The organism is Parasutterella secunda (assembly GCF_023336895.1).
GTDB lineage: Bacteria > Pseudomonadota > Gammaproteobacteria > Burkholderiales > Burkholderiaceae_F > Aphodousia > Aphodousia faecalis.
In genome coordinates, this window is the sequence record NZ_JAMBLT010000001.1 from 15,553 (window position 1) to 39,330 (window position 23,778).

Annotated in this window: 25 protein-coding genes, 3 tRNA genes and 1 pseudogene; 20 read left to right on the forward strand and 9 right to left on the reverse strand. The window is 47.1% G+C overall.

Going from position 1 to position 23,778, the window contains the following annotated elements; genetic code table 11:
• Window positions 1–62 precede the first annotated feature (62 nt).
• Window positions 63–332, forward strand: coding sequence for an oxidative damage protection protein (locus M3080_RS00055; RefSeq protein WP_249091364.1), 270 nt, complete (start codon window positions 63–65; stop codon window positions 330–332).
• Window positions 333–364: 32 nt separating this feature from the next.
• Here the strand turns inward: M3080_RS00055 and rpiA are convergent, their stop codons facing one another.
• Entirely contained in the window at window positions 365–1,021 is a 657-nt protein-coding gene (gene rpiA, locus M3080_RS00060) for a ribose-5-phosphate isomerase RpiA (protein WP_022473581.1), read from the reverse strand.
• A 165-nt stretch (window positions 1,022–1,186) separates the two neighbouring features.
• Between rpiA and M3080_RS00065 the strand changes: the two genes are divergently transcribed.
• The 3 genes from M3080_RS00065 to folD all read left to right on the forward strand — a co-directional run bounded on the left by M3080_RS00065 (window position 1,187) and on the right by folD (window position 5,116).
• On the forward strand, window positions 1,187–3,496 hold the full coding sequence (locus tag M3080_RS00065) for an ATP-binding protein (protein ID WP_249091365.1): 2,310 nt from the start codon (window positions 1,187–1,189) through the stop codon (window positions 3,494–3,496).
• A gap of 49 nt (window positions 3,497–3,545) precedes the next feature.
• Window positions 3,546–4,196: a response regulator transcription factor gene (locus M3080_RS00070; protein WP_022473583.1), complete on the forward strand. Its 651-nt coding sequence runs from the start codon at window positions 3,546–3,548 to the stop codon at window positions 4,194–4,196.
• Window positions 4,197–4,267: 71 nt separating this feature from the next.
• On the forward strand, window positions 4,268–5,116 hold the full coding sequence (gene folD, locus M3080_RS00075; RefSeq protein WP_249091366.1) for a bifunctional methylenetetrahydrofolate dehydrogenase/methenyltetrahydrofolate cyclohydrolase FolD: 849 nt from the start codon (window positions 4,268–4,270) through the stop codon (window positions 5,114–5,116).
• Window positions 5,117–5,369: 253 nt separating this feature from the next.
• Here folD and M3080_RS00080 read toward each other — a convergent pair whose 3' ends face one another.
• Window positions 5,370–5,663 (reverse strand): group II intron maturase-specific domain-containing protein, encoded by a 294-nt coding sequence (locus tag M3080_RS00080; RefSeq protein ID WP_249091763.1) that lies wholly within the window; start codon window positions 5,661–5,663, stop codon window positions 5,370–5,372.
• Between the two features lie 39 nt (window positions 5,664–5,702).
• Window positions 5,703–6,377, reverse strand: a pseudogene (locus tag M3080_RS00085) (reverse transcriptase domain-containing protein); the annotation flags it as partial.
• A 70-nt stretch (window positions 6,378–6,447) separates the two neighbouring features.
• On the opposite strand from M3080_RS00085, the gene M3080_RS09240 reads away from it, so the two are divergent.
• Window positions 6,448–6,579: a hypothetical protein gene (locus M3080_RS09240; protein WP_283162495.1), complete on the forward strand. Its 132-nt coding sequence runs from the start codon at window positions 6,448–6,450 to the stop codon at window positions 6,577–6,579.
• Between the two features lie 444 nt (window positions 6,580–7,023).
• On the opposite strand, the gene recX is transcribed toward M3080_RS09240, so the two are convergent.
• Complete coding sequence (gene recX, locus M3080_RS00090; protein ID WP_249091367.1) at window positions 7,024–7,548, reverse strand: recombination regulator RecX; 525 nt, start codon at window positions 7,546–7,548, stop codon at window positions 7,024–7,026.
• Window positions 7,535–8,608 (reverse strand): recombinase RecA, encoded by a 1,074-nt coding sequence (gene recA, locus M3080_RS00095; RefSeq protein ID WP_022473587.1) that lies wholly within the window; start codon window positions 8,606–8,608, stop codon window positions 7,535–7,537. The genes recX and recA overlap by 14 nt, the downstream gene beginning before the upstream one ends.
• Window positions 8,609–8,972: 364 nt before the next feature.
• Here recA and M3080_RS00100 point away from each other — a divergent pair.
• The 14 genes from M3080_RS00100 (at window position 8,973) to murI (ending at window position 19,129) form a co-directional block, all read left to right on the forward strand.
• Window positions 8,973–9,048, forward strand: a tRNA-Lys gene (locus tag M3080_RS00100).
• Between the two features lie 23 nt (window positions 9,049–9,071).
• Window positions 9,072–9,147 (forward strand) — tRNA-Lys (locus M3080_RS00105).
• A 27-nt stretch (window positions 9,148–9,174) separates the two neighbouring features.
• Window positions 9,175–9,250 (forward strand) — tRNA-Lys (locus M3080_RS00110).
• A 174-nt stretch (window positions 9,251–9,424) separates the two neighbouring features.
• The gene (tsaE, locus tag M3080_RS00115) at window positions 9,425–9,925 is read left to right on the forward strand and encodes a tRNA (adenosine(37)-N6)-threonylcarbamoyltransferase complex ATPase subunit type 1 TsaE (protein ID WP_022473588.1); all 501 of its coding nucleotides are present in this window, start codon (window positions 9,425–9,427) and stop codon (window positions 9,923–9,925) included.
• Window positions 9,901–11,295: an N-acetylmuramoyl-L-alanine amidase gene (locus tag M3080_RS00120; protein ID WP_249091369.1), complete on the forward strand. Its 1,395-nt coding sequence runs from the start codon at window positions 9,901–9,903 to the stop codon at window positions 11,293–11,295. Before tsaE ends, M3080_RS00120 begins: the two co-directional genes overlap by 25 nt.
• A 104-nt stretch (window positions 11,296–11,399) precedes the next feature.
• On the forward strand, window positions 11,400–12,464 hold the full coding sequence (gene fba, locus M3080_RS00125; RefSeq protein ID WP_022473590.1) for a class II fructose-bisphosphate aldolase: 1,065 nt from the start codon (window positions 11,400–11,402) through the stop codon (window positions 12,462–12,464).
• Window positions 12,465–12,520: 56 nt separating this feature from the next.
• Entirely contained in the window at window positions 12,521–12,910 is a 390-nt protein-coding gene (locus tag M3080_RS00130) for a diacylglycerol kinase (protein WP_249091371.1), read from the forward strand.
• A gap of 138 nt (window positions 12,911–13,048) precedes the next feature.
• Window positions 13,049–13,936: a phosphoribosylaminoimidazolesuccinocarboxamide synthase gene (locus M3080_RS00135; protein WP_022473592.1), complete on the forward strand. Its 888-nt coding sequence runs from the start codon at window positions 13,049–13,051 to the stop codon at window positions 13,934–13,936.
• Window positions 13,937–14,014: 78 nt separating this feature from the next.
• Complete coding sequence (gene purE / locus M3080_RS00140; RefSeq protein ID WP_249091373.1) at window positions 14,015–14,509, forward strand: 5-(carboxyamino)imidazole ribonucleotide mutase; 495 nt, start codon at window positions 14,015–14,017, stop codon at window positions 14,507–14,509.
• A gap of 17 nt (window positions 14,510–14,526) precedes the next feature.
• Complete coding sequence (locus M3080_RS00145; protein WP_249091374.1) at window positions 14,527–15,693, forward strand: 5-(carboxyamino)imidazole ribonucleotide synthase; 1,167 nt, start codon at window positions 14,527–14,529, stop codon at window positions 15,691–15,693.
• Between the two features lies 1 nt (window position 15,694).
• Window positions 15,695–16,675 carry an L-threonylcarbamoyladenylate synthase gene (locus M3080_RS00150; RefSeq protein ID WP_249091375.1) on the forward strand — a complete coding sequence of 327 codons (981 nt, stop codon included), beginning with the start codon at window positions 15,695–15,697 and terminating at the stop codon, window positions 16,673–16,675.
• An 11-nt stretch (window positions 16,676–16,686) separates the two neighbouring features.
• Entirely contained in the window at window positions 16,687–17,439 is a 753-nt protein-coding gene (locus M3080_RS00155) for a pseudouridine synthase (protein WP_249091376.1), read from the forward strand.
• Between the two features lie 5 nt (window positions 17,440–17,444).
• Window positions 17,445–18,332: a DMT family transporter gene (locus M3080_RS00160; RefSeq protein ID WP_249091377.1), complete on the forward strand. Its 888-nt coding sequence runs from the start codon at window positions 17,445–17,447 to the stop codon at window positions 18,330–18,332.
• Window positions 18,329–19,129 carry a glutamate racemase gene (murI, locus tag M3080_RS00165; protein ID WP_249091378.1) on the forward strand — a complete coding sequence of 267 codons (801 nt, stop codon included), beginning with the start codon at window positions 18,329–18,331 and terminating at the stop codon, window positions 19,127–19,129. The genes M3080_RS00160 and murI overlap by 4 nt, the downstream gene beginning before the upstream one ends.
• On the opposite strand, the gene M3080_RS00170 is transcribed toward murI, so the two are convergent.
• The 4 genes from M3080_RS00170 to M3080_RS00185 all read right to left on the reverse strand — a co-directional run bounded on the left by M3080_RS00170 (window position 19,126) and on the right by M3080_RS00185 (window position 22,096).
• Window positions 19,126–19,542, reverse strand: coding sequence for an acyl-CoA thioesterase (locus tag M3080_RS00170; protein ID WP_249091379.1), 417 nt, complete (start codon window positions 19,540–19,542; stop codon window positions 19,126–19,128). The genes murI and M3080_RS00170 overlap by 4 nt on opposite strands.
• Before the next feature lies 1 nt (window position 19,543).
• Window positions 19,544–20,146, reverse strand: a complete 603-nt coding sequence (locus M3080_RS00175) for a cyclase family protein (protein ID WP_249091380.1) — start codon at window positions 20,144–20,146, stop codon at window positions 19,544–19,546.
• Window positions 20,143–21,219: a DUF72 domain-containing protein gene (locus M3080_RS00180; RefSeq protein WP_249091382.1), complete on the reverse strand. Its 1,077-nt coding sequence runs from the start codon at window positions 21,217–21,219 to the stop codon at window positions 20,143–20,145. Before M3080_RS00180 ends, M3080_RS00175 begins: the two co-directional genes overlap by 4 nt.
• Window positions 21,220–21,502: 283 nt before the next feature.
• Window positions 21,503–22,096 carry a hypothetical protein gene (locus M3080_RS00185; RefSeq protein ID WP_249091384.1) on the reverse strand — a complete coding sequence of 198 codons (594 nt, stop codon included), beginning with the start codon at window positions 22,094–22,096 and terminating at the stop codon, window positions 21,503–21,505.
• A gap of 273 nt (window positions 22,097–22,369) precedes the next feature.
• On the opposite strand from M3080_RS00185, the gene purB reads away from it, so the two are divergent.
• Window positions 22,370–23,734 carry an adenylosuccinate lyase gene (purB, locus tag M3080_RS00190; RefSeq protein ID WP_249091386.1) on the forward strand — a complete coding sequence of 455 codons (1,365 nt, stop codon included), beginning with the start codon at window positions 22,370–22,372 and terminating at the stop codon, window positions 23,732–23,734.
• Window positions 23,735–23,778 lie beyond the last annotated feature (44 nt).

Below are 23,778 nucleotides of genomic sequence, written 5' to 3' on the forward strand. Positions count from 1 at the left end.
AATTCAAAGCGAATTCTTACAATAAACGACAGTTTTATTTAACTTTTGGGGAGACATTCAGTATGACTCGTATGGTCCACTGTCTCAAACTTAACAAAGAAGCCGAAGGCTTAGACTTCGCACCGCTGCCCGGTCCTCTCGGTCAGAAGGTTTATGAAAACATTTCCAAAGAGGCTTGGAATGAGTGGATTCGTCTGCAAACCATGATGGTAAACGAATACCAACTCAACCTGGCCGACCCTGAGGCAAGAAAGCATCTTCTGACTCAGATGCAAAAATACTTATTCGGCGACGGTGTTGAAGCTGTTCCCAACTACACGCCTCCGAAATAACGTTCTTCGGGCACCAAACGGTGCCCGAATTATTAGGGTGTCAAGGTCTTAACGCCGTCTTTTGTTCCTAAAAGCAAAACATCGGCGCCTCGTTTAGCAAATAAGCCTACCGTCACAACACCGACAATTTGATTGAGTTTTTCTTCCCAGTGAACCGGATCGTCAATCGCCCATCCGTGAACATCGAGGATTTTGTTTCCGTTATCCGTTGTGAAATCTCGGAGCACTGGACGACCGCCCAATTTTTCAATCTCTCTGGCAACCGCATTGACAGCCATCGGAATCACTTCAATCGGCAGCGGAAACTTGCCCAAAACATCAACCTTTTTCGATTCATCGGCAATGCAGACAAAGCGCTCCGATACCATGGCGACAATCTTCTCCCTGGTCAGCGCTCCACCGCCTCCCTTGATCATGGCAAAATGCGGATCAATTTCATCGGCTCCGTCGACATAAACACTAATTTTTTCCACCTCATTGAGATCAAGGACCTTAAAACCATAGGCCTGAAGTTTATTGGTTGAGCGCACACTGCTGGAGACGCAAGCAGGCACCGAGATACCGCTTTCTTTGAGCGCGTCAATAAAACAATCTACGGTCGATCCCGTTCCAACCCCCAGAATTTCGCCGGGTTTTACATATTGCAAGGCAGCCTGTCCGACGGCTTTTTTAAGTTCCTGCTGATCCATAACGACCTCTTGTGAATCAATATTTCAACAACACAGATTTTAAATGACGGCTATCATTCGGTGTTAGAACTTTTTTTTGTTTTGAATACTGTGGAAAGAGCGACCCCTATTTTTGCCGTCGAGACTTTCAAAAGTCTAGGCGACAAGACATTTCGAGGACAGAGTATGTTCGGCGTCATCATGACGTGGATCATGCTCATTTGCGTGATTATCGGAATGATTTTCATCGGCCGCGTTATTCAATCAGAAGACCAAAAATCACAACTGTCTCAGTTACACCAAACAACAGAACTGTGGGCTGAATCTTTTTCCATTCGTCTAAATTCCGATTTAGACCGTCTCGGTCAGTTACACAACGCACTGCCTCAAAATCTAAGCTTCCGAGACAATCTATCCAGATTAGAGCAGCAAACTAGGGAGCTGATGCAGCAGCGAGCCGAAATTCTCGAAATTAATTACCTCGATGGAAACAATCGCGTTGTTGCTTCTTTTGCTTCACCGCATCCTTTCGGCGACATTACGTTACGAACCGGGGAGCGCTATCAAAGGCCCAGCACCATGGGCGCCATTCTTCGTTCCAGACGAACCGGATCTTCGTCATTTTCAGAACCCTACTCGTTGCCCATTGAAGGATCGCCATTTATTGATCTGGTGTCTCCAAGCATCGTAGGGGGTGAGCGCTATCTGCAAATCTCTCGTTTGTCCATTTGGTCACTTTTGCGTCAGGCAACCCAGAGCCGGCGGGATGCTTCTTTTCGCATTAGCCTGCTCTACAACAGTGAACCGATTGTTGCCGCCAGTACAGACTCGCGCAGACAAACGATCACTTACAAAATGCACCTTTCCCCGCTTCCGGCAGGCTTTGAGTTACAAGTTTCAAGTTATGCTCAAGGTCTATTGACCCAGAACACTCTTTTCTGGGTGATCAGCGCACTGGGAATTTTTTTGGTCGTCGCTCTCTTGGGATTGATCCGCTTCAATTGGAGACAAAACAGCACAGAAACCGCACTACGCGCAGAATCTGCGCTTAGAAAAACCATCGCTGACAGTCAATTGTCCGGTCTGCAGGTAACCGACAGAAACGGTCGTATTGTTTACACAAACCGCACGTTTACCGATTTACTGGGTTTGAGCGCCAATGAGCATCTAATCGGGCAGTTACCTCCCTATTCTTACTGGCCTAAAGGCGATGCAGGCTTTCGTTTAATGGAGTTATTTGACACGATTAAACGCGGGCAAATGACAACAACCAGTTATGAATTTCATCCTCTGAGACCCGATGGTTCCACTTTCAGTGCGTTTATCCACATCTCTCCCATGATTACCGTTGAAGGTACCCATTTAGGATGGCTGTGGACACTGACCGATATTTCCGAAATTCGTCAGGCGCAGGAAAGAGTCACTGCAGCGCATGAACGATTCACTCGCGTTCTCGAGTCTATGCAGGATGCTATCAGCGTGGTTGACCCCCAAAGCAACGTGTTGCTTTTTTCCAATACTGTCTACGATTCTCTCTTCGGAGAAACCAGTCAAGGTCATCTTCAAGCACACATGGAACTCATTAATCAAATGGGTGAAAAGAAAGTTAAAGAGGCTTCGGATATATCTTCCGATATTTACCTCGAAGATCTTGACCGCTGGTTTGATTTGCACGAGCGCACCATCACATGGACAGACCGTACGGCTGTTAGGTTGCAGATTTTGTCTGACATCACAGAAAGACGTAAAAATGAAAACCTGCTTGTTGAACAACAAGCGCGCTCGGAATTGAATTCGCGACTGGTGACAATGGGTGAAATGGCAAGCTCACTTGCTCACGAGCTAAATCAACCTCTGACAGCTATCTCTAATTACGCCTTTATTGTTTCGAGCTTAATGAAAAAGGCGGGCGTGCCTGAAGAGCATGAAATGTTTTATTCCATCTCGCGTATTGAGGCACAAGCCCAAAGAGCCGCGGCGATTATTCAAAGAATTCGTTCATTTACTAAACGAAGTGAACCGAAAATGGAGTCTATTCCTGTCATGAATCTGATTAAGGAAGTGATGGAATTGGCCTCTATTCAAGCCAGAAGACACAATGCGAAGGTTCAGTACTACGTTGCCCCTGACATCACCAATGTCTGGTGTGATGAAATTATGATCGAACAGGTTCTCTTGAATTTGATCAAAAATGGCATTGAAGCCAGTGTTGGGATCGAGGGACAAAAACCGGAAGTCACCCTGACAGTTTATAGCGGCATTGATCACCACATTATTTTTGAAGTTGCCGATAACGGCGTTGGCATTGATGATGAACATAAAGCTCAACTGTTTGATCCGTTCTTTACGACCAAGTCCACGGGGATGGGAATGGGCTTAAACATCTGCCGAACCATCGTTGAATTGCACCATGGTCGCCTAACGATATCGGACAATATCGGAAGAGGAACAATTTTTACATTAACGCTTCCATCCGAAAACAAACAAACAGTTTAAAATGCTTTTTCGTTAACAAAACTCACGGCCTATTGCCTACATTGAAATTATGTCTTTTCCCGCATTCAATTTTGACAATATCCGCAAAGAACCTCTGGGAACCGTCTATCTTGTAGACGACGATGCAGATGTGCGTGATTCACTGCGCAGATTATTGGAATCACAGGACTATCGGGTTGAAGCTTATGACAGCGGTGAAGCATTCATCGCCAAGTATGATCCGAACGCCATTGCTGTGCTCTTACTCGATCAACGTATGCCCGGAATGCCCGGCACTGAAGTCCAAGATCACCTCATTGCAAGAAAAGCGACTATTCCTATTGTCTTTTTAACTGGACACGGTGACGTTCCGATGGCTGTGAGTGCCCTAAAAAAGGGAGCGGCCGATTTCTTGCAAAAGCCGGTAAAGATTGAAATCTTATTACCCTTGATTTCTCGACTTTTGTCTGAGGCTCGTGAGCAGCGTGTTAAAAGTGAGCGTCAATCTCTCAATGAAGCGATGCTCTCCAAACTCACGCCGCGTGAACAACAGGTGCTTGAACGCATCGTTGCCGGTCGGCTTAATAAACAAATCGCCGATGACTTGGGTATTTCTATTAAAACAGTTGAAGCCCACCGTGCTTCAATTATGGATAAAACCAATTCGGGAACAGTCGCCGATTTGATGCGTGTTGTCATGAGTGCCAACAAGCAAATTTAATCTGCGGAAAATTACCTCAAAAGTCCGCTTCCTCAAAAGCGGACTTTCTTTCATATAGGCCATTGATCGTTATGTCAGCTCAACTCATTGACGGAAAAGCCATTGCTCAGGCTATTAGAGCGCATACAAAGCAAGCAGCTGCAAAACTGCGCCGAGCACCAGCTTTGGCAGTTGTGATGGTTGGAGAAAATCCTGCCAGTGCTGTTTATGTTCGCAATAAAGTCAAGGCTTGCAACGAAGTCGGAATTACCTCCATTGAGCATCGTCTTCCGAGCGATTGTTCTGATGAAAGATTATTGGAGGTTATTCGCGCTCTCAATGAAGACGCTTGCATTGACGGCATTTTGGTTCAATTGCCGCTGCCTGAGCATATGCATGCCGGCCTTATCTTAGAAACCATTGACCCCAATAAAGATGTTGATGGTTTTCACATCTATAACACCGGCAAATTGGTAACGACCGGCGGAGGCTTTAAACCCTGTACACCTGCCGGCATCATTGAACTGCTCAAAGCCATTGACTATCCAATTGAGGGTAAGCACGCTGTCATTCTCGGACGATCCAATATTGTCGGAAAACCGCTAGCTATGCTTATGCTTCAGGAAAACGCGACGGTAACAATGACTCATAGCCACACGCCGAACCTCAAACATTACACCCAAGATGCCGATATCTTGGTCGCCGCCATTGGCAAAGCGAAATATGTTACGGCTGACATGGTCAAACCGGGGGCTGTTGTTATTGACGTGGGAACAAACCGTGATGAAAACGGTAAGCTCTGCGGAGACGTGGACACCGAACACGTTAAGGAAGTTGCCGGATGGATTACCCCCGTGCCGGGCGGCGTTGGTCCCATGACAATCGCTATGCTGATGTATAACACACTGCTATCAGCACAAAAGCGTCAAAATATCATCTAATCGGATAGGAGGTAGGCAGTTATTCTGTCTACCGTCCTTCCACACCACCCATCGTACGGTTCCGTAATGGGCGGTTATTAATAACTTCCTTGAGTACGTTTCTTATAAACATCCCCAAGACAGACCCATCCTTTTCGATGAAGAAAGCCATTGGTAAACGTCGTTGCCAGTATCCAGCTGTGTGCAGTACGCCAGTATGACTTGCGAGTGTTCGCATGTTGCCATGCTAGCGAGGGTGACACCCCCAGTCTCATCAGCGCTTCGTACTGATCTTTTTCCACTGCTTCCAGTAGATCTGCCTTATTCGACGCCTCAACCATTTGTCCGTGTCTCGGACAAAAATCGCCATATCACTTCTCAAAAAGTAATTCACCCAGCCTCTCACAAACTCTGAAAGCTGTTTTCTGAAGGCGTCCAGGCTTTGCCCTCGGCTTCGGCTCGTTATCTCTCTGAGCCGTTTGACACATTTGTCCTTGGATTTCTGATGCGGTTTGTCTTTGATTTTTCCACCCTTTTCGGCGTAAAAACCAAATCCCAAAAACTTCACATCGCTACTTCCAATGTAACGGATCTTCGTTTTCTCCTCGTTGAGTTTCAGGAAAAGTTTCTTTTCAATGAAAGGCTTGATATTCGCTAGCGTCCTTTCTGCTGCCTTCCTGCTTTTGCAGAAGATCATCATATCGTCCGCATAGCGAACAAACGGGTGACCTCTTTCTTCCAGTTTCTTGTCCAACTCATTGAGCATGATGTTGGCTAGGATTGGAGATATCGGTCCTCCCTGTGGGGTCCCTATCGTATTGGGGGTGCTTTTACCGTCCTCCAATACCGGGGCTCATAAAAACTTGTGAATCAGCGAGATAACTCGGCCGTCCTTGATTCTCTCTGACAATAGTTGCAGGAGCTTCGAGTGATTGACCGTATCAAAAAACTTCGCCAAGTCCAAATCCACGACCCATACATATCCTTCATTGGCTAGTTTCAGACACTGTTCAACCGCTGTTTGACAGCTTCGATTCGGTCTAAAGCCGTGACTGCTCTCGGAGAATACCTTTTCGTACTCTTCGCTTAGCTTTTGTTGCACCGCTTGTTGGACCCATCGGTCAATCGCTGTCGTGATGCCCAGTGGTCTGAATTTCCCTTTTTCCTCCTTCGGAATGAGTACTCGTAGTACGGGTTGTGGTTTGTATTTCCCCGCTTTTATGGACTGCACCAGTTCGGGGCCATGCTCGAATAAGTGGGCTCGAAGGTCTCCAACCTCCATTCCGTTGACTCCTGCACTTCCCTTGTTGGCGACCACTCTCTTCCAGGCTTGGTTGAGATTGGCACTTTATATGGCTTCCAGTGTAACCATCCGTTCTACTCTGTTACGTGGTGGCATTCATCCTTGGTTGTCTTTTCTTGGACTCATTGACTACCGCTATCCTTTCGATTCCGTCAATACTTTCACAGCAACGATCTTTTGACCTTTCCACTTCATTGTCCAAGAAGCTACTTCAGGTGCCTCCGTTATTAATTTCGGCCCTTCACCAGTGCCATCCACTGGCTACTATGGCGTCTGCTGACTGCTCTCAGCAAGTTTTGCTCCGCGCTCGGTTCGATGTGGGAGCACGTCTGAGAGCCCTCCCCGGGTAAGGACTTAATCTTTCCCTTCATGTGTCCGCTTCGTTTACACCACAAGTTCTGGGTAGCTTTGGGACTTCAGCTTGTAGTGCAGCCTTATCCACTTGCAAATGCCTAACGAAGTTTCTGTTCGTCGGACCAAAGGTTTGCCTCGGGCTTCTTTCAGATTCCACCTCGCGATGGACACCCTTGCCGTCAGCTATGGGCTTGTCGCTACCAACCGCCCTCGGGACTTTCACCCGTTAGATTAAGTGCCATGCCGGGCACACACTTATTGGAAGCCGAACTTATTCGGCTTCCACGAAATAATCCTCAAAATCGTCCGATTGAATAACTCGACGGGCGACATCCATTGAAAACCCTCGCGCTAAAAGGTAGCGCATCTGTTTACCCCGTTCTTTGAAGTCCTGCGGCGCCGCACCAAAACGCTTCTGCCACAAAGCCTGCGCCCTTTCATATTCGCTTTGCCCTAAATCCTGCAGCGTCTTTTCAATAATGCCGGCTGACACGCCGTCGGCTTTTAATTCATAGGCCAAACGAGCATTACCATACCGAGCCGAACGAAGTCTCACCCTAGAACGCGCAAAACGCTCGTCAGACAAATAGCCGCGTTGTTCAAGCTCATCCAACAAAGCCTCCAGCGTTGTCTCATTCTCCGACTCTTGTAAGTAAGGCCGCAGCTTTTGTCGCAATTCCTGACGACTGTACTCACGTCTAGCTAAGTACCGAATAGCCCGAGTTTTTATGCTCGGGCTTTCGCGTTTACTTTGCTTTAGGGCAACAGTCGAATTCTCTTCATTAGATTTCAACATCAGCGTCTTCAACTTCAGCCTTCTTCAAGGTTTTAACGCCTTTGAGTTCACGAATCTTATCTTCGATTTCCGTCAGTACTTCAGGATTATTCTTCAAAAACTCTCTGGCATTATCGCGGCCTTGACCGATCTTATTGCCCTGATAGCTGTACCATGCACCCGATTTTTGCATCAGATTCAATTCCACAGCCATGTCAATGACCTCTCCTTCATGCGAAATGCCGTCACCATAAAGGATGTCAAATTGAGCCGTTTTAAAGGGAGGCGCCACCTTATTTTTAACCACTTTCACTTTTGTATCGGAACCGATGACTTCATCACCCTTTTTAATGGCACCGACACGGCGGATATCCAAACGCACCGAGCTGTAAAACTTCAAAGCGTTACCACCGGTCGTGGTTTCCGGGTTTCCGTAACTGACACCGATCTTCATACGAATTTGGTTAATGAAAACAACCAACGTATTGGTCCGTTTAATGGATGAAGTCAGTTTTCTGAGAGCCTGACTCATCAGACGAGCCTGCAAGCCCGGCAACGCTTCGCCCATCTCCCCTTCAATTTCAGCCTGCGGCGTTAAAGCGGCCACCGAATCAATAACGACCATGTCAACCGAGCCGGAACGAACCAAGGCGTCACAAATCTCAAGCGCTTGCTCACCGGTATCTGGTTGAGAGATCAGCAACTCGGAGAGATTAACACCAAGGCGTTGTGCATATTGGATATCTAAAGCGTGTTCAGCGTCAATATAAGCACAGGTTCCACCGGTTTTTTGCATTTGAGCCACCACATGCAAAGCCAATGTGGTCTTACCTGAAGATTCCGGACCATAAATTTCGATGATACGGCCACGAGGCAAACCTCCGACTCCCAAGGCGAGATCAAGACCGAGCGAACCGGTGGAGACCACATCAATGTCTTCGCTCATCCCTTTATCGCCCATGCGCATGATCGAACCCTTGCCAAATTGTTTTTCAATTTGAGCCAGTGCTGCACTCAGTGCCTTCTTTCGTTCTTCACCCTCTACACGCTCGACACGCGGTAACGTTTTCTTTTCAGCCATTTTCTTTCCTTAAACGGTTATCGTGCACCCTAGCTCATCGAACCGACACCTATTTAATATATTTTTACAGGAGTATTTAAAAAATATATCAATCGGCGTCTTTGTCTTTAAATTCGGGCAACTTGTTTTCTGTACAAGACGAATTATTCACAATAAAAGATCATTTGTCGAGACTTTAATTGGTTATTTTTATTATCGTTTACCCTAATATTTGTATCAAACAATGATCTTTATCAAATAAAGTAAAACCATCAGCAAAATGCCCTCCCCAAAAAATTATTTGACAAAAGCTTTTAAATGCGGCATCATTTCGCACTCGGTTGGACACGTTACCAGTGGGCTTGTCCCGCTCGTTAAAGCAAACGGGTCGTTAGCTCAGTCGGTAGAGCAGCGGACTTTTAATCCGTTGGTCGAGAGTTCGAGTCTCTCACGACCCACCACCATCCGAAAATGTTGAAGGTTTGGGAGCGTAGCTCAGTTGGTAGAGCAGCGGACTCTTAATCCGTCGGTCCAGAGTTCGAGTCTCTGCGCTCCCACCAAACCTCCACGAAACCTTGATTGGCATTGGGAGCGTAGCTCAGTTGGTAGAGCAGCGGACTCTTAATCCGTCGGTCCAGAGTTCGAGTCTCTGCGCTCCCACCATCGCCATCTTCTCCCCCACACCTTTTCAGCTCTCATTATTACTTGTTTGTTTTCTCATTTTTCTTCGTAACAACTTGAAAATTTCCGTCCAATTTCGCTCTTTTCTCTCCAAAAAACAACACTTAACGCTACAATAAATTCCTTGTTAAGTCTGTAGATACTGCCTTTTCAGAAATGTTGTTTTTACCTACTCCTGAAGATACTGATCGACTGGGTTTATTGCTTGCTCAAAGCCTATTGGCTAACCGTCAAGCGATTACTCAATTAGGCCTCAATATTCGTCTAGAGGGTGATCTCGGCGCAGGTAAAACCAGTCTGACGCGTGCCACATTACGCGCCTTAGGCGTGAGCGGCCGAATCAAAAGTCCAACTTTCACATTGCTCGAGACTTACCCAATCGATTCGGAAATTGAAGTTTTCCACTTTGACTTTTATCGATTTGAAAGTCCTGAAGAATTTTTGGACGCAGGATTTCGCGAAAACTTTGCTCCCGGCCATATCACTTTTTGTGAGTGGAGCGAAAAAGCAGGAAACTGCTTGCCTAACGCCGATTTAACGATCAGCTTAAAACCTCACGACGAAGGTAGGCAGGCCTTTTTGACAGCCTCTACAGAATTAGGATTAAACGTACTGAAAGCAATAAACGAAGCATGGACATCTCACGCAGAACACTGATCGGTACCACAACGGGTACACTGGCGCTCACCTTACTTCCCGTGCGGGTTGCTCATGCCGCACAGATGGTTGATGTCCGCATGTGGCCGGCAGAGGAATACACGCGTGTCACGCTTGAACACGATGAACCGATTAAATTCAAGTATTTTCTTGTCCGCTCCCCCATGCCCTACCGCCTGGTGGTAGACATTGAAGGGTTAAAACTCACTGCGAAACTTCAGAAAATGATCTCCGACGTTTCGCCTAAAGATCCCTATATTCAAGCGGTTCGAATCGGCCAATTTACACCGACTGTTGTCCGCCTGGTGATGGATCTCAAAAGCGAGGTCAGACCTGAAGTTTTCTCTTTAAAGCCCGTTGCCAATTACAAATATCGCTTAATTTTCGATATTTACCCGGTTCAGTCGGAGGATCCGATTGCTGGTGTTATTGCCGGTCTTAACAATAAAGGCCAACAAAAAGATCCTTTGGGTGATTTAATCGCTCAAAATCGTCAGTCAGCTAAACAAAACGAGAGCTCAAAAGAAACAAAAACAGAGCCTCAGAAGCCTGCTCAAACGGCTAAAAACACAAACGCCGAAAAAAATAAAGCTCAAGCTTCAACATCAAAGTCTAAAACTGCGGCTGAAACTAAAAAACAAACTCAGCCCAAAGCGGTTGCCCCAAAAAAGAGGGATATCGTCATTGTGGTTGACGCCGGACACGGTGGCGAAGACCCTGGCGCAGTCGGCAAGCGTAAAACGTATGAAAAGCACATTACGCTTTCCATTGCAAAACGACTGGAGCGCCTGATCAAACGAGAAAAGGGAATGAAGGTCGTGATGACCCGCTCATCCGATCACTTTGTGAGTTTAAGTCAGCGAGTGATGATTGCTCAAAAAGCTAAAGCACACCTTTTTGTCAGTATTCATGCTGATGCTTGGACAAAGCCATCGGCCAAAGGATCTTCCGTTTATGCATTGGCCGAACGGGGTGCGACAAGTTCTGCAGCACGATGGTTGGCTAAAAATCAAAACGATGCTGACTTAATCGGTGGGGCCAACTTTAAAGAAGTTGACAGACGTCTGCAGTCCGTTCTGGTTGATATGACCACTTCGTGGAAAATCAACTACAGTCTTGAACTCGGTCATAGCGTTTTGCAATATCTCAGCCGCATTAATACATTGCATCGCAGACAGGTCGAACAGGCTGGTTTTTTAGTCTTAAAAGCGCCTGGTATTCCCTCCATTCTTGTGGAAACGGCTTTCATCAGCAATCCTCAAGAAGAGCGCAAGCTCAAAACAGCGGCTTACCAGCAAAAAGTAGCCGATGCTATCCTGAAAGGAATTAAAGCCCAAGTCAAGAAAAATGACTCCATTATGCAAAGTTAGAAAGACGCTTTGAAAACTTTTGCAACGCATCTTTTCGACGATTTTGACGCTTTACGGCTAAAATAGTTAAATCGTATTGTTTTTTATTCAAGGACATCGCAATCATGGCTATCGTCTCTTTACGTCAATTACTGGATCATGCCGCAGAAAATGGTTATGGCGTTCCGGCATTCAACGTGAATAATATGGAACAAGTTCAGGCCATTATGTCTGCAGCCAGCGAAGTAGGAGCCCCGGTTATCATGCAAGCTTCTGCTGGTGCACGCCGCTATACCGGTGAGCTTTTCTTGAAAAACTTGATTCAGGCTGCTGTTGAAACCTACCCTGATGTCCCTGTCTGTATGCACCAAGATCACGGTCAAAACCCGGCCGTTTGCCAAGGCGCCATCCGTATGGGGTTCTCTTCAGTCATGATGGACGGTTCTCTTCAAGCTGACGGTAAGACTATTGCCAGCTATGACTACAATGTCAACGTTACTCGCCAAGTGGTCGATATGGCTCACTGCATCGGTGTCAGCGTCGAAGGTGAATTGGGATGCCTTGGTTCCCTTGAAACCATGAAGGGAGACAAAGAAGACGGTCACGGAACCGATGCTAAGATGACCCGTGAGCAGCTTTTGACCGATCCGGATCAAGCGGCCGACTTTGTTGAAAAGACTCAGCTTGACGCACTGGCAATTGCCATCGGTACCAGCCATGGTGCCTACAAATTCAGTCGCAAACCGACCGGTGATATTCTGTCTATTGAACGCGTCAAAGAAATCCACCGTCGTTTACCGAACACCCATTTGGTCATGCACGGTTCTTCTTCCGTCCCACAAGAATATTTAGCTGAAATCCGCGAATTTGGCGGACAAATGCGAGAAACGTACGGCGTGCCGGTTGAAGAAATTCAAGAAGCCATCAAACATGGTGTCCGCAAGGTTAACATCGACACCGACATTCGTTTGGCCATGACGGCGGCTGTTCGTCGCTTCTTGGTTGAAAATCCGACGAAGTTCGATCCGCGTGAATACTTAAAGGCCGCCCGTAAGGCAGCTTATGAGTTGTGCAAACAACGTTATTTGGACTTCGGCTGCGAAGGCCAAGGTGCCAGAATCAAACCGATTGATCTCTTTACGATGGCCAAGCGCTATTCCAACGGTGAATTAAAGCAAAACGTCATCTAACCCAACGGTTTTGTAACACAGAGGGGAGCGAGCTCCCCTCTTAGCTTTCTTAGAAAATGCCTGACGCTAAAGACCTCAAAGGTAAAACTGGACTAAAAAGATTGGCTAACGCGTTCCTTTATTCCAAAGATGGATTCGCGGCCGCTTATCGTTCTGAAGAAGCTTTTCGCCAAGAATTCTGGCTATTAGTGGTGGGCGCCGTCATTGCTATTTTGCTGCCTGTCAGCCTTATGCAAACCGTTGCGCTGATTGCCGTCTTACTATTCCTGCTCATTGTTGAAATTCTTAATTCTGCTATTGAAGCTGCAATCGACCGCATAGGAGCTGAGATTCACCCTCTATCCAAACGCGCTAAAGACATGGGAAGCTGCGCTGTTCTTATGGCTTGTGCCATGGCTGCCTTAGTATGGATAAGCATTTTGGCTGATTGTATTTTTAACCGATAGCCCATCTGTCAACAATTGTTTTTCAGCAAGACAATTGGAGATAGAAAATTCTCGCACTGCGTACAAAAACCGCTAGAATGTATCCGTTAAAACGTTGGCAATGGGCCAACCCAATTTTCACAACGGAATCAAACGATCATGCCCATTCTTGATACTTCTTTGCACTCCTTAAAGCGCATCTATCGCGGCAAAGTTCGCGACAGCTATGAGCTCGATGATGACAAGCTCTTGATTATTGCCACGGACCGTATCTCTGCGTTTGACGTCATTCTCGACGATCCCATTCCCTACAAAGGCATGGTGTTGCAGGCACTGACGGATTTTTGGTTTGAGAAACTCAAAGGCATCGTTCCGAATCATCTCACGGGTATTGATCCCACGACGGTCGTTGCCGAAGATGAAGTCGATCAAGTGAAGGGACGCTCAGTGGTCGCCATGAAACTGAAACCGATTCCGATTGAATGCGTGGTTCGCGGTTATATCGCCGGCGGCGGCTGGAAAGATTACCAGGCAACGGGCAAAGTCTGCGGAGTTGAATTGCCCGCCGGTCTCAAACAAGCCCAAAAACTGCCGCAACCGATTTTCACACCGGCTGCCAAGATGGAAGTTGGCACCCACGATGAAAATATTTCTTTTGAACAGGCAGTGCAATTAGTCGGTGAAGATGTCGCTCGACAAATCCGCGACTACTCTATCGAGCTTTACACACGTGCCGCAGAATATGCACTGACAAAGGGCATTATCATCGCTGACACCAAATTTGAATTTGGTCTGGACAAAGACGGGGTTGTTCGCCTGATGGACGAAGTGTTGACGCCTGACTCATCACGCTTCTGGCCTGCTGATCAGTATAACGAAGGCATTTCTCCGCCTTCATTTGATAAACAGTTTGTCCGTGATTGGCTCGAAACTCAGCCTTGGAACAAAACAGCCCCCGCCCCTCGCGCTCCTCAAGAAATTCTGGAAAAAACGTCCCAGAAGTACCGCGAAGCGTTGCGCCGCTTGGCTGGCCGTGATGTGGCTTAATGTGATATTGAGTTAAACCCTATGGCGCGGAATGGCTTTATCGCTCCGCGCCCTTCTTGTTTTTAAGGTTAAAAAATTATGCAAAATTCTCCTCTTGTCGGTGTTGTCATGGGGTCAAATTCTGACTGGGACATCATGAAAAATGCCTGCGACATTCTCAAAGAATTTGGTGTTCCTTTCGAAGCACAAGTGGTTTCAGCTCACCGTATGCCCGATGAAATGTTTCGCTATGCCGAGACCGCTCAAGAGCGCGGATTAAAAGTGATTATCGCCGGTGCCGGCGGTGCCGCTCATCTGCCCGGCATGCTAGCCGCTAAAACCGTTGTCCCGGTCTTGGGTGTTCCAATTCCTTCGCGTTATCTAAGAGGCGAGGATTCATTGCTTTCCATTGTTCAAATGCCCAAAGGTGTACCTGTGGCTACATTTGCCATCGGTGAAGCCGGTGCCGGCAATGCCGCCCTTTTTGCAATTGAAATGTTAGCCGCTGCCGGATGCGAGGAAATGAAAGATAAAATCTCGGCTTTCCGACGTGCACAAAATGAAAAAGCACGAAATATGGTTTTACCTCTCTAAAGAATGCGAATCGAGTTATGAACAAAAAATTGCCACTTAACCCCGGAGAGATGTTGGGGATGATGGGCGGCGGTCAATTGGGTCGTATGTTTGCCATTGAAGCCGCTTATATGGGTTATCACGTAACGGTGCTTGAACCGGGTGAAATGCCGCCGGCAGCAGAGGTATCTTTAAAACACATTGCGGAACCTTATTTAAGTGAAAGCGGTCTGGATCGCCTTGCCCGTGAAAGCAGCGCGGTGAGTACTGAATTTGAAAACGTTCCCGCTCAAGCTCTTAACCGCTTGGCAAAAGAAACCTTTGTTGCTCCGCCGGGCAATGCCGTTGCAGTGGCCCAAGATAGAAATGCTGAAAAACATTTCATCGAAACAAGTGCTCACGTCCCTGTTGCCCCTCATTGTCAAATCAGCTCTGAGCAAGACATTGAAGCCGCTGACGAATCGCTCTTTCCTGCCATCCTTAAAACCGCTCGATTAGGCTACGATGGGAAAGGACAGGTTCTCGTTGATGATCGAGAACAGTTGCGAGAAGCGTTCACTACGTTGAACAAAGTTGACTGTATTCTTGAAAAGCGTCTTAAGCTATTTAAAGAAGTTTCAGTCATTGTGGCCCGATCCTACAACGGTCAAACAGCGACGTTCCCCGTCTGCGAGAATCGTCATCGTAACGGTATCTTGGCTGTTACTGTTATGCCCGCGCGCATCAGCGAAACGATTTCCGATCAAGCCCGTCAATACGCCACACAAATTGTGGATGCTCTGAACTACGTCGGTGTACTTTGCGTGGAGTTTTTCGTTCTTGAGGATGGAACTTTAGTGGCCAATGAAATGGCCCCTCGTCCACACAATTCAGGTCACGCAACCATTGATGCCTGTTGGAGCAACCAATTCGAGCAACAACTTCGCTGCATGACCGGTCAACCATTAGCCGATACCACTCAGCATTCGGCCGCTGTCATGCTCAACCTGTTGGGTGACATTTGGTTTGATGGGGAAAATCACAGAGAACCGGACTGGTCCTCTGTACTGGCCATCCCCGGAGTCAAACTTCACCTTTATGGGAAAGCTCAAGCCAGAAAAGCCCGTAAAATGGGACACGTGACCTGTTTGGGTAAGACAATTCAAGAAGCCTTGCAACGTGCTCAAGACGTTGCCAAGGTACTTGGTTTACCGGAGCCGCAATAATATGCAAGCAGTTGATGAAAGAGCTATCCGAGCGGCAGTAGATGTCTTGGAGTGTTCCGGTTTGGTCGCCATGCCGACTGAAACCGTTTATGGCTTAGCCGCCAATGCTGAAGACGAAAAAGCTGTCAAAAAAATTTTTGAAGCTAAAAACAGACCGACAACACATCCGTTGATCGTTCACATTACCGGTGAGGAAGCTTTGGATCATTGGGCTAAAGAGATTCCTCAAAGCGCATACGTATTGGCTAGGCGCTTTTGGCCCGGACCGCTGACCATGATTTTGAAAAAATCGGATGCCGTTGGCGATTGGATTACCGGAGGTCAGGATTCCGTTGGCCTGCGTTGTCCATCTCACCCTTGGGCTATGGCGCTGATTAAAGCGTTTGCAGGTAAGCATCATCGCGGTCTAGCTGCACCGTCGGCCAACACTTTCGGAAGAATTTCTCCCACCACGGCGCAGCACGTTCGTGATGATTTGGGCGAAAAACCCAAAGGAAAGGTTGACTTTATTCTCGATGGCGGCGAGTGCGATGTCGGGGTTGAATCGACAATTATCAACTTAAGCGGTGAGCATCCTGAGATTTTGCGGCACGGTGCCATCACACGCAATATGCTTGAAGAAGCCCTGGGCTGCGCTGTTCCTGACGGCGGCCAAGACTCTCCTCGAGTCTCAGGCTCCCTAAAGAGCCACTATGCTCCTAAAACCAAAGTGATTCTTTCATCGGATATCACCGGCGATTTAAAACGATATCAAGATAAGAAAATCGCCATTATGGCTTCAAAAACGTTGTCGGAGCAAACGCCGGCCCATGTCATTAAGTGGTTTGTCGCCCCAGAAAGCGCAACAGAATATATGCATGACCTTTACGTGAGACTTCATGAATTGGATCAAGCCGGTGCCGATCTGATATTGATCGAGACACCGCCCACTGGCGATGCATGGAACGCTGTACAGGACCGACTCGCCCGAGCCTCTGCATAGTTGGGAATCTTATGCCAGAAGAATTGGTGAGACTGTCAAAGCGCATCAGCGAATTAGGCATCGCCTCGCGACGCGAGGCCGATGCCTGGATTGAAAAAGGTTGGGTTAAGGTTAACGGTGAAATAGCCGTCTTAGGCATGAAAGTTCGATCAAGCGATCGGATTCAAATTTCATCGAAAGCCAAAGCCCAGCAAGATAAGCTGGTGACCGTTGTTCTGAATAAACCGATTGGTTATGTAAGCGGGCAAGCCGAGGACGGTTATGAGCCGGCCAAGGTACTGGTTACGGCTCAAAACCGCTGGGAAAAAGATGACTCCCCTTTACGGTTTCATCCTTCACAATTGGCGCATTTAGTGCCGGCCGGCCGCCTTGACATTGATTCCGTTGGCCTTCTTGTCCTCACTCAAGACGGTCGTGTTGCCAAAAGCATCATCGGTGAGAACAGTGAGATTGAAAAAGAATACATTGTTCGTGTGACACGATTCGACGGCTGCGAGCCGAAACTGACCACTGAACAGCTTCAACTTTTAAATTACGGTTTATCTTTGGATGGGAAACCCTTGCAAAGAGCCAAAGTCACTTGGCTTAACGAAGATGAACTGCGCTTTATCCTTAAAGAAGGGAAAAAGCGACAGATCCGCAGAATGTGTGAAGCCGTCGGACTCAAAGTTCTTCGACTTAAACGTGTCCGAGTAGGCAATATTGTTCTAGGCCAATTACCTCTCGGTCAATGGCGCTACATCAAACCAACAGAACACTTTTAATTTTCATGAAAAATCGAGCTCTCCTGGCCCAATTTTTATTGGTATTTGTCACCCTTTTGTGGGGCTCGACTTTTTTGACGCTGCAAATTGCCCTTCAATGGGCTGATCCCATTGTTATTGTTGCTCTACGCTTTATCATCGCCTCTCTCATCGTTTTTTGTTTACTCAAGGGAAAACTTTCAGCCATCACAAGATATGAGTGGAGAGGCGGATTTTTCATCGGATGCTGTATTTTCGGAGTCTATACCTTACAAACCATCGGATTAGATTCCATTCCGAGCAGTACATCTGCGTTTTTAACTGGGCTTTACGTCGCTTTTGTTCCCCTGTTGCAGTGGATTGTTTTTAAAAATGTCCCACAACCTATCACGATAGTGACTATTGTTTTAGCCTTTGCCGGCATGACCCTATTTGCCAACCCATTTTCAGTCAGTTTTTCCGGCCAAATCGGTGAATGGGTAACGGTTTTAAGCGCTCTGATCTGTGCGGCTGAGATTCTCTCAATCAGCTACTTTGTCAAGGGATGCCGTCCGCTTCAACTCAGCTTTACACAGCTCATCACGGTTGCCGCCCTTGCCTCAGCAACACTGTTGTGGCACGAACCGATCCGACCTACCCAATGGTGTTCCGGCTTATTTATCTGCATAACGGCGTTGGCAGCTATCGTCAGTTTTGTCCAATTCGGAATTGGTTGGGCTCTAAAATACGTCTCAGCACTTCGCGCAACCTTAATTTATGCCCTAGAACCGGTTTTCGCAGGCATTATCGGTTGGTTAGCCGGGGAATATTTCGGTGTCACCGAAATTACCGGAGCTATACTCATCGTTCTTGCCGTGTTAGTCAGTGCCTGGCGTCCCAATAAACGGAAAAAGACGGAGGGAACAACCCTATGACAGAAGAGTATGCAGTCGGTTTTTTTGATTCCGGCTGGGGAGGTCTGTCCATTTTAAAGACAGCCCGACAGACATTGCCGCATGAAAATTTTATCTATGTAGCCGACTGTGGCTTCGCTCCCTATGGTGATCGCTCCCACGACTTCATCGTAGAGCGGGCCCAAAAAATTGCTGATTTTTTATTTAACCAAAAGCATGTCAAGGCGTTGGTTATCGCCTGTAATACCGCCACGGCAGAAGCCATTGACACGCTCAGAAAAGAACGCCCTGAAGCTGTGATTATCGGAGTGGAACCAGCCATTAAGCCAGCAGTCCTATCTTCTCAGAACAAACGCATCGGGATGATTTCCACAACAAGAACGGCTCGGTCGGCTCGCTATAAAAATCTCGTAGAACGTTTTGGTCAAAACGCGAGCATATTTTCCTGCGGCTGTCCCGGTCTGATGGATTGTGTGGAGGCCGGAGAATTTGACTCTGAAAAAACCATGGGTCTCTTACAACGCTACCTCGAGCCAATGATTCATGAACATATTGACTCCTTGGTTTTAGGCTGTACTCATTACCCGTTTTTATTGACAAGCATTCGAAAAATTGTTGGCCCCGGCGTTCAAATTTATGAACCGAGCTTAGCCGTCTCACTACATTTAAAAGAGTGCTTGAGAAAAATCGGCCGTCTAAATACTCAGGGAACGGGACATGAACGCTTTTATGTCAGTAAGCTCAATGAGCAAAGAAAAAGCGTGGCTTGCCGACTTTGGGGGCAAGCCACGCCTTTTGAAGAATTAGGAATCAATTAAGGTTCGATTAGAAATTCCTGCATCTTCTCGCGAAGGGTAGATGGAATTGGCGTGGACTTTCGATTTTCGGAATCGATACAAACCATCACTTCACGACACTTCACATGCAGAGCATCACCTTTATAAAACTCGATTTCTACAGTAAAAGAACTGTTGCCAATGTGACTAACCCATAAACGAAGTTCACCAACATCACCGATATGAAACGGTTTAAAAAAGTCCGATTGCACCGAAACGACCGGAATCAGAACATTTTTTGTTGACATATCTTCCCAGGGCAATTGCATCCCTTCGCGAAACCAATCTTCCGTCAAGCCGTTAAACAATACAAAAAAGTTCGGATGAAAAACAATTCCTGCCGGATCACAATGGGCAAAGCGGATCATGCAGCTTTTCTTAAAAACTTTCCCCATTTCAACTCTCCTCTTTTTCAATCAACACAGCTCGAACGGGGCTAGCTTCCAATCCTTTAATTTTCAAAGGCAAAGCAATCAATTCATAATCTCCGGCTCGAACTGCCGACAGCTCCAGATTCTCCAAGATGATGGCTCCGCCGTCAATAGCTAAAACATGGGATGCAAGTTTCTCATCGCCGGCGCAATCAATGCTGGGTGTATCAATGCCAATAACCGTCACCCCTTGATCCAACAAACGGCAAATGGCCTCTGCGCTTAAATAAGCAAACGAATCCGACCACTGCGCAGGTATTTTAAATCCTGTTTTTATCAAAACTCGGCAGCTGTGAACACCAACAAGTTGATCGGCCGTAATTTCACCTGAAGTTTTAATTTCAATAACTTGGCACGGCCCAATCAGCCTTTCAGGAGCAATTGTTGAAACATCACCGGCTCGATTCAAATGCTTGGGAGCATCCACATGAGCCCCCAGATGAGCACTCATCGTAAAGGTGCCGACACAAAGTTTTTCGGATTGAAGAAAATCAAGCGACAAAGGCGCATCGCCCGGATAAACGGGCGATGCTGTCGTCAATAATGGAGTGATATCGATGATCTTCACAAGGTTCTGGGATCTAATTGAGCGTCTTTTTCACTTGAAAGCTTATTGACCACATCTCGAGCAATTTCGATCATCGTCAACGGCGCGCAACCTTCAGCCTTGTTGTTGGTAATCACAAAACTCTTTTGATTGGACTTCTGTGCGATATCCAACAAATGAACAATTCCAGAACGCGTGGCAGGATCAGGATGCACAATCTTATTGAAGGGAGCGTATGTCATTTTTGCCACACCGTGACGCTGAATCGGATTCAAAGACCAACGAACAACAAGCGGTCCCTTCATTTTCCAATCTTCACCTTGAGCTTCCGGATCTTCGTAGTAACGCAGAGCCGCTGTTTGACGAATGACATCCGGCATTGAAGGATGCACACCCACAACCAGACGCACTCCGCTTGGACGCAAGGCGTTTAAAAGGCGTTTTGTATAAATAGACAGTGTACGGACTTCAACGGCATAAACGGGTTGTTCCCCCTCAACTTCTTTCGGTAGATCTGCGAAGAACTGGGCGATTCGATCAATGTAGCTGTAGCACTCTGCCTGGGTGGGCAACAAAGGTCTGGGAATGGGAGATAGTTGGAAAACCAAGGGGCCTGCATTTTCTCCCAATCCGTTAATGACAGGGTACACAAATTCGTGCATAGCCGCGTGCAAATCAAGGAAGTCTTGATTGAGAGAACGGAACCGTCCCTTAGGATCACGCTTGACGGCATCGGTTACGCTTTGAGGGGCTTTGATCAAGAAACGGAAATTCTCATCTACTTGATTGGCCATTGCTGCATAAGACATTTCATTGAGTGTTCCGAAAAACGACCAATCAATACCAACCGCTCTTAACACCGGATGCTTACAGTAGGCGGTTAAACCTCGTTTGGTTAAATCTTCCACTCCACTTGTTTCGCCCCAAACAATCCCTTTCCAACCCGGAAAATTCCAACTGGCGCAACCCAGATAAATAGAACGAGGCAACAAACGACCTAAACGCAAAACGTCTTGAGAAGGCGTAACCGGAGTAATCGGCGAAGAGGTAACTTCATCAAAACTGTAGGGATCTGTCGTAAATTGATCAAACATATCACTAGCCCAATCTGTATATCAACAAAAATAAAAACAAAAACGAAATTCTCAATCAAATGAGTGCCTTACCCTGAGTATACGACCGATTGAATCAGGCTATACGGTCGCAAATGAGTAATTTTGCTCAGAAGGACAAAAAATACCAAAAAAAAGTGACTACTTCAAAGTCTGACGCAAAAGTCTGACGCTATCTGAATACAACAATTTGATTTCTTTGAAACTATTTTTTTGTCTTAACAAACAAAAAAATACCCGGGAAAATCCCGGGCGGGTTAAACGATCATGGACGTGGCGCCTTAGCAGGGCGAGGAGTCTTGGGTGGAGCGGGCGGCTCCAAGAGACTACCGGTGTTAACAATGTGGTCAAATTCGACCATCTTTTCCTCACCCACCACTTTTTGCAATTCTGCTCTGGCTTTCACATACGCATCGAAAGCTTTCGCATGTTCATTCATGAAGGCGCTTCGAGCTTCGAGCCGGGCCTGCCGGGTCATACCGGGTTCAATAGCGGCACGATGACTAAGACGAACCTGCGCTAAATCCCCGTAAGCTTTTTGCATCTGCTGCCAGGCTTTTTGCTGAGTCGCAGACACTCCCAACACGGCTCCCACTTCATTAATAAAATCGAGGGCTTCCTCACGATCCATACCAAAAGTATGAACACCCCGTTGCTCGAGTAAACGCGCCGGAGCTCTGTGATGCGGACCTCTTCGAGGGGCGTCCGCCCAATAAGCGCAATGGGGACCGTCATAACGATGATGCCATCCCGGACCGGGTTGTCCATCCCAACACGGAGCACCGTGCCAGGCAAAACTACTCAATGGGATTAAACCGACTGATAAAACGGCAGCGATGATGAGTGGTTTTCTTGTCATATTGTTCTCCCCTATCTGAAAAAGATCCCCCGCCTAATCTTCGCTTTGCCGGGGGATGTAAGACTTTAGCTTTGCTTGCAATTGCAGTGTACGTGAGTCACTCGCAACAATCCTTTGGTAACTGTGTGATTTTGTTATGTACATTAATCATTTTGTAATCTTTAGGCGCAAAAAAGCTGACTCTAAGAACAATTCTCGTCACAAAATAACCCCTGTCGCGCATTTGATACAATGATGCCGTTGTGTTTTTTACATTTTTTCAGGACGTTACAAATGGAACTCTCCGCTTTGACTGCTCTTTCCCCGCTCGATGGCCGCTATGCGCGCCAAACTGAATCGTTAAGGGATATTTTCTCTGAATCTGCTTTTATGCGAGCCCGTGTCCGCGTTGAAGTGGAATGGCTGATTGCGCTGTCTGAAGCCGGCCTGCCTGAACTCAATCACCTGTCTGACCACGGTAAGGCCTACCTGCGCGGACTTGTGGAAAATTTCACCGTTCAGTCCTGCCAAGAAATCAAGGATATTGAAAAAACCACCAACCACGATGTGAAAGCGGTTGAGTACTGGATTAAGGAACAAGTTTCCCACGATGAAGAATTGGCCCGAGCCAGTGAATTCGTGCACTTTGGCTGTACCAGTGAAGACATCAACAATACGTCGCACGCTTTGATGCTCACCGAGGGCCGCAAGGAATTGGTGACTTTCTTGCGTTCAATTCATCAAACGTTGGCTGAAAATGCCCACCGTTGGGCAGAAGTTCCCATGCTTTCTCGCACCCACGGTCAAACAGCCTCTCCGACGACTGTTGGCAAAGAATGGGCCAACGTGGCCATGCGCTTAAAACGCGCAATCGAATCCATTGAAGCGGTGACTATTCTTGCAAAAATGAACGGTGCTGTCGGCAACTACAACGCCCATACTATCGCTTATCCGGAAAAAGATTGGGAAGCGTTTGCCAAGAAGGTTGTTGAAGAACGCTTGGGGTTAACGTTTAATACGCATACCATCCAAATTGAACCCCATGACTACATGGCTCAACTTTTTGATGCCATCGTTCGTGCCAACACGATTTTGCTCGATTTGGATCGCGACATCTGGGGTTACATCTCCTTGGGCTTTTATAAGCAAAAACTCAAAGAAGGTGAAGTCGGTTCTTCAACGATGCCTCACAAGGTCAATCCCATTGACTTCGAAAACTCTGAAGGCAACCTTGGGATTGCCAATGCCCTTTTGACACACCTTGCACAAAAATTGCCGATTTCCCGTTGGCAGCGCGACTTAACGGATTCCACGGTTCTTCGCAATTTAGGGGTTGCATTCGGTTATTGCTTTGTGGGCTACAACGCCTTGACCCGCGGTTTGGGCAAACTGCAACTCAATGAACATCGCCTGGCAGAAGACTTGGACCATGCTTGGGAAGTGCTCGCTGAGGCCATTCAAACCGTGATGCGCCGCTACGGTGTACCGCACCCCTACGAACAATTAAAGGCTCTTACCCGAGGCAAGGGTATTACACCGGAAACTATCCATGAATTCGTTTCTCAATTGGATATTCCTGCAGAAGCCAAGGAACGCTTGATGCAGTTGACGCCTGCCACCTACATCGGTAAAGCGATCGAATTGGCTAAGAGAGCTTAAAGCACGCATTACTTAATGCTTTTAGGCCCAAACGTTTTCAATTT

What these genes read in the sequence shown, in the direction of transcription:
- M3080_RS00055 (WP_249091364.1), top strand. Translation starts at nt 63, where the DNA reads ATGACTCGTATGGTCCACTGTCTCAAACTTAACAAAGAAGCCGAAGGC.
- rpiA (WP_022473581.1), bottom strand. Translation starts at nt 1,021, where the DNA reads ATGGATCAGCAGGAACTTAAAAAAGCCGTCGGACAGGCTGCCTTGCAA.
- M3080_RS00065 (WP_249091365.1), top strand. Translation starts at nt 1,187, where the DNA reads ATGTTCGGCGTCATCATGACGTGGATCATGCTCATTTGCGTGATTATC.
- M3080_RS00070 (WP_022473583.1), top strand. Translation starts at nt 3,546, where the DNA reads ATGTCTTTTCCCGCATTCAATTTTGACAATATCCGCAAAGAACCTCTG.
- folD (WP_249091366.1), top strand. Translation starts at nt 4,268, where the DNA reads ATGTCAGCTCAACTCATTGACGGAAAAGCCATTGCTCAGGCTATTAGA.
- M3080_RS09240 (WP_283162495.1), top strand. Translation starts at nt 6,448, where the DNA reads ATGGCTTCCAGTGTAACCATCCGTTCTACTCTGTTACGTGGTGGCATT.
- recX (WP_249091367.1), bottom strand. Translation starts at nt 7,548, where the DNA reads ATGTTGAAATCTAATGAAGAGAATTCGACTGTTGCCCTAAAGCAAAGT.
- recA (WP_022473587.1), bottom strand. Translation starts at nt 8,608, where the DNA reads ATGGCTGAAAAGAAAACGTTACCGCGTGTCGAGCGTGTAGAGGGTGAA.
- tsaE (WP_022473588.1), top strand. Translation starts at nt 9,425, where the DNA reads ATGTTGTTTTTACCTACTCCTGAAGATACTGATCGACTGGGTTTATTG.
- M3080_RS00120 (WP_249091369.1), top strand. Translation starts at nt 9,901, where the DNA reads ATGGACATCTCACGCAGAACACTGATCGGTACCACAACGGGTACACTG.
- fba (WP_022473590.1), top strand. Translation starts at nt 11,400, where the DNA reads ATGGCTATCGTCTCTTTACGTCAATTACTGGATCATGCCGCAGAAAAT.
- M3080_RS00130 (WP_249091371.1), top strand. Translation starts at nt 12,521, where the DNA reads ATGCCTGACGCTAAAGACCTCAAAGGTAAAACTGGACTAAAAAGATTG.
- M3080_RS00135 (WP_022473592.1), top strand. Translation starts at nt 13,049, where the DNA reads ATGCCCATTCTTGATACTTCTTTGCACTCCTTAAAGCGCATCTATCGC.
- purE (WP_249091373.1), top strand. Translation starts at nt 14,015, where the DNA reads ATGCAAAATTCTCCTCTTGTCGGTGTTGTCATGGGGTCAAATTCTGAC.
- M3080_RS00145 (WP_249091374.1), top strand. Translation starts at nt 14,527, where the DNA reads ATGAACAAAAAATTGCCACTTAACCCCGGAGAGATGTTGGGGATGATG.
- M3080_RS00150 (WP_249091375.1), top strand. Translation starts at nt 15,695, where the DNA reads ATGCAAGCAGTTGATGAAAGAGCTATCCGAGCGGCAGTAGATGTCTTG.
- M3080_RS00155 (WP_249091376.1), top strand. Translation starts at nt 16,687, where the DNA reads ATGCCAGAAGAATTGGTGAGACTGTCAAAGCGCATCAGCGAATTAGGC.
- M3080_RS00160 (WP_249091377.1), top strand. Translation starts at nt 17,445, where the DNA reads ATGAAAAATCGAGCTCTCCTGGCCCAATTTTTATTGGTATTTGTCACC.
- murI (WP_249091378.1), top strand. Translation starts at nt 18,329, where the DNA reads ATGACAGAAGAGTATGCAGTCGGTTTTTTTGATTCCGGCTGGGGAGGT.
- M3080_RS00170 (WP_249091379.1), bottom strand. Translation starts at nt 19,542, where the DNA reads ATGGGGAAAGTTTTTAAGAAAAGCTGCATGATCCGCTTTGCCCATTGT.
- M3080_RS00180 (WP_249091382.1), bottom strand. Translation starts at nt 21,219, where the DNA reads ATGTTTGATCAATTTACGACAGATCCCTACAGTTTTGATGAAGTTACC.
- M3080_RS00185 (WP_249091384.1), bottom strand. Translation starts at nt 22,096, where the DNA reads ATGACAAGAAAACCACTCATCATCGCTGCCGTTTTATCAGTCGGTTTA.
- purB (WP_249091386.1), top strand. Translation starts at nt 22,370, where the DNA reads ATGGAACTCTCCGCTTTGACTGCTCTTTCCCCGCTCGATGGCCGCTAT.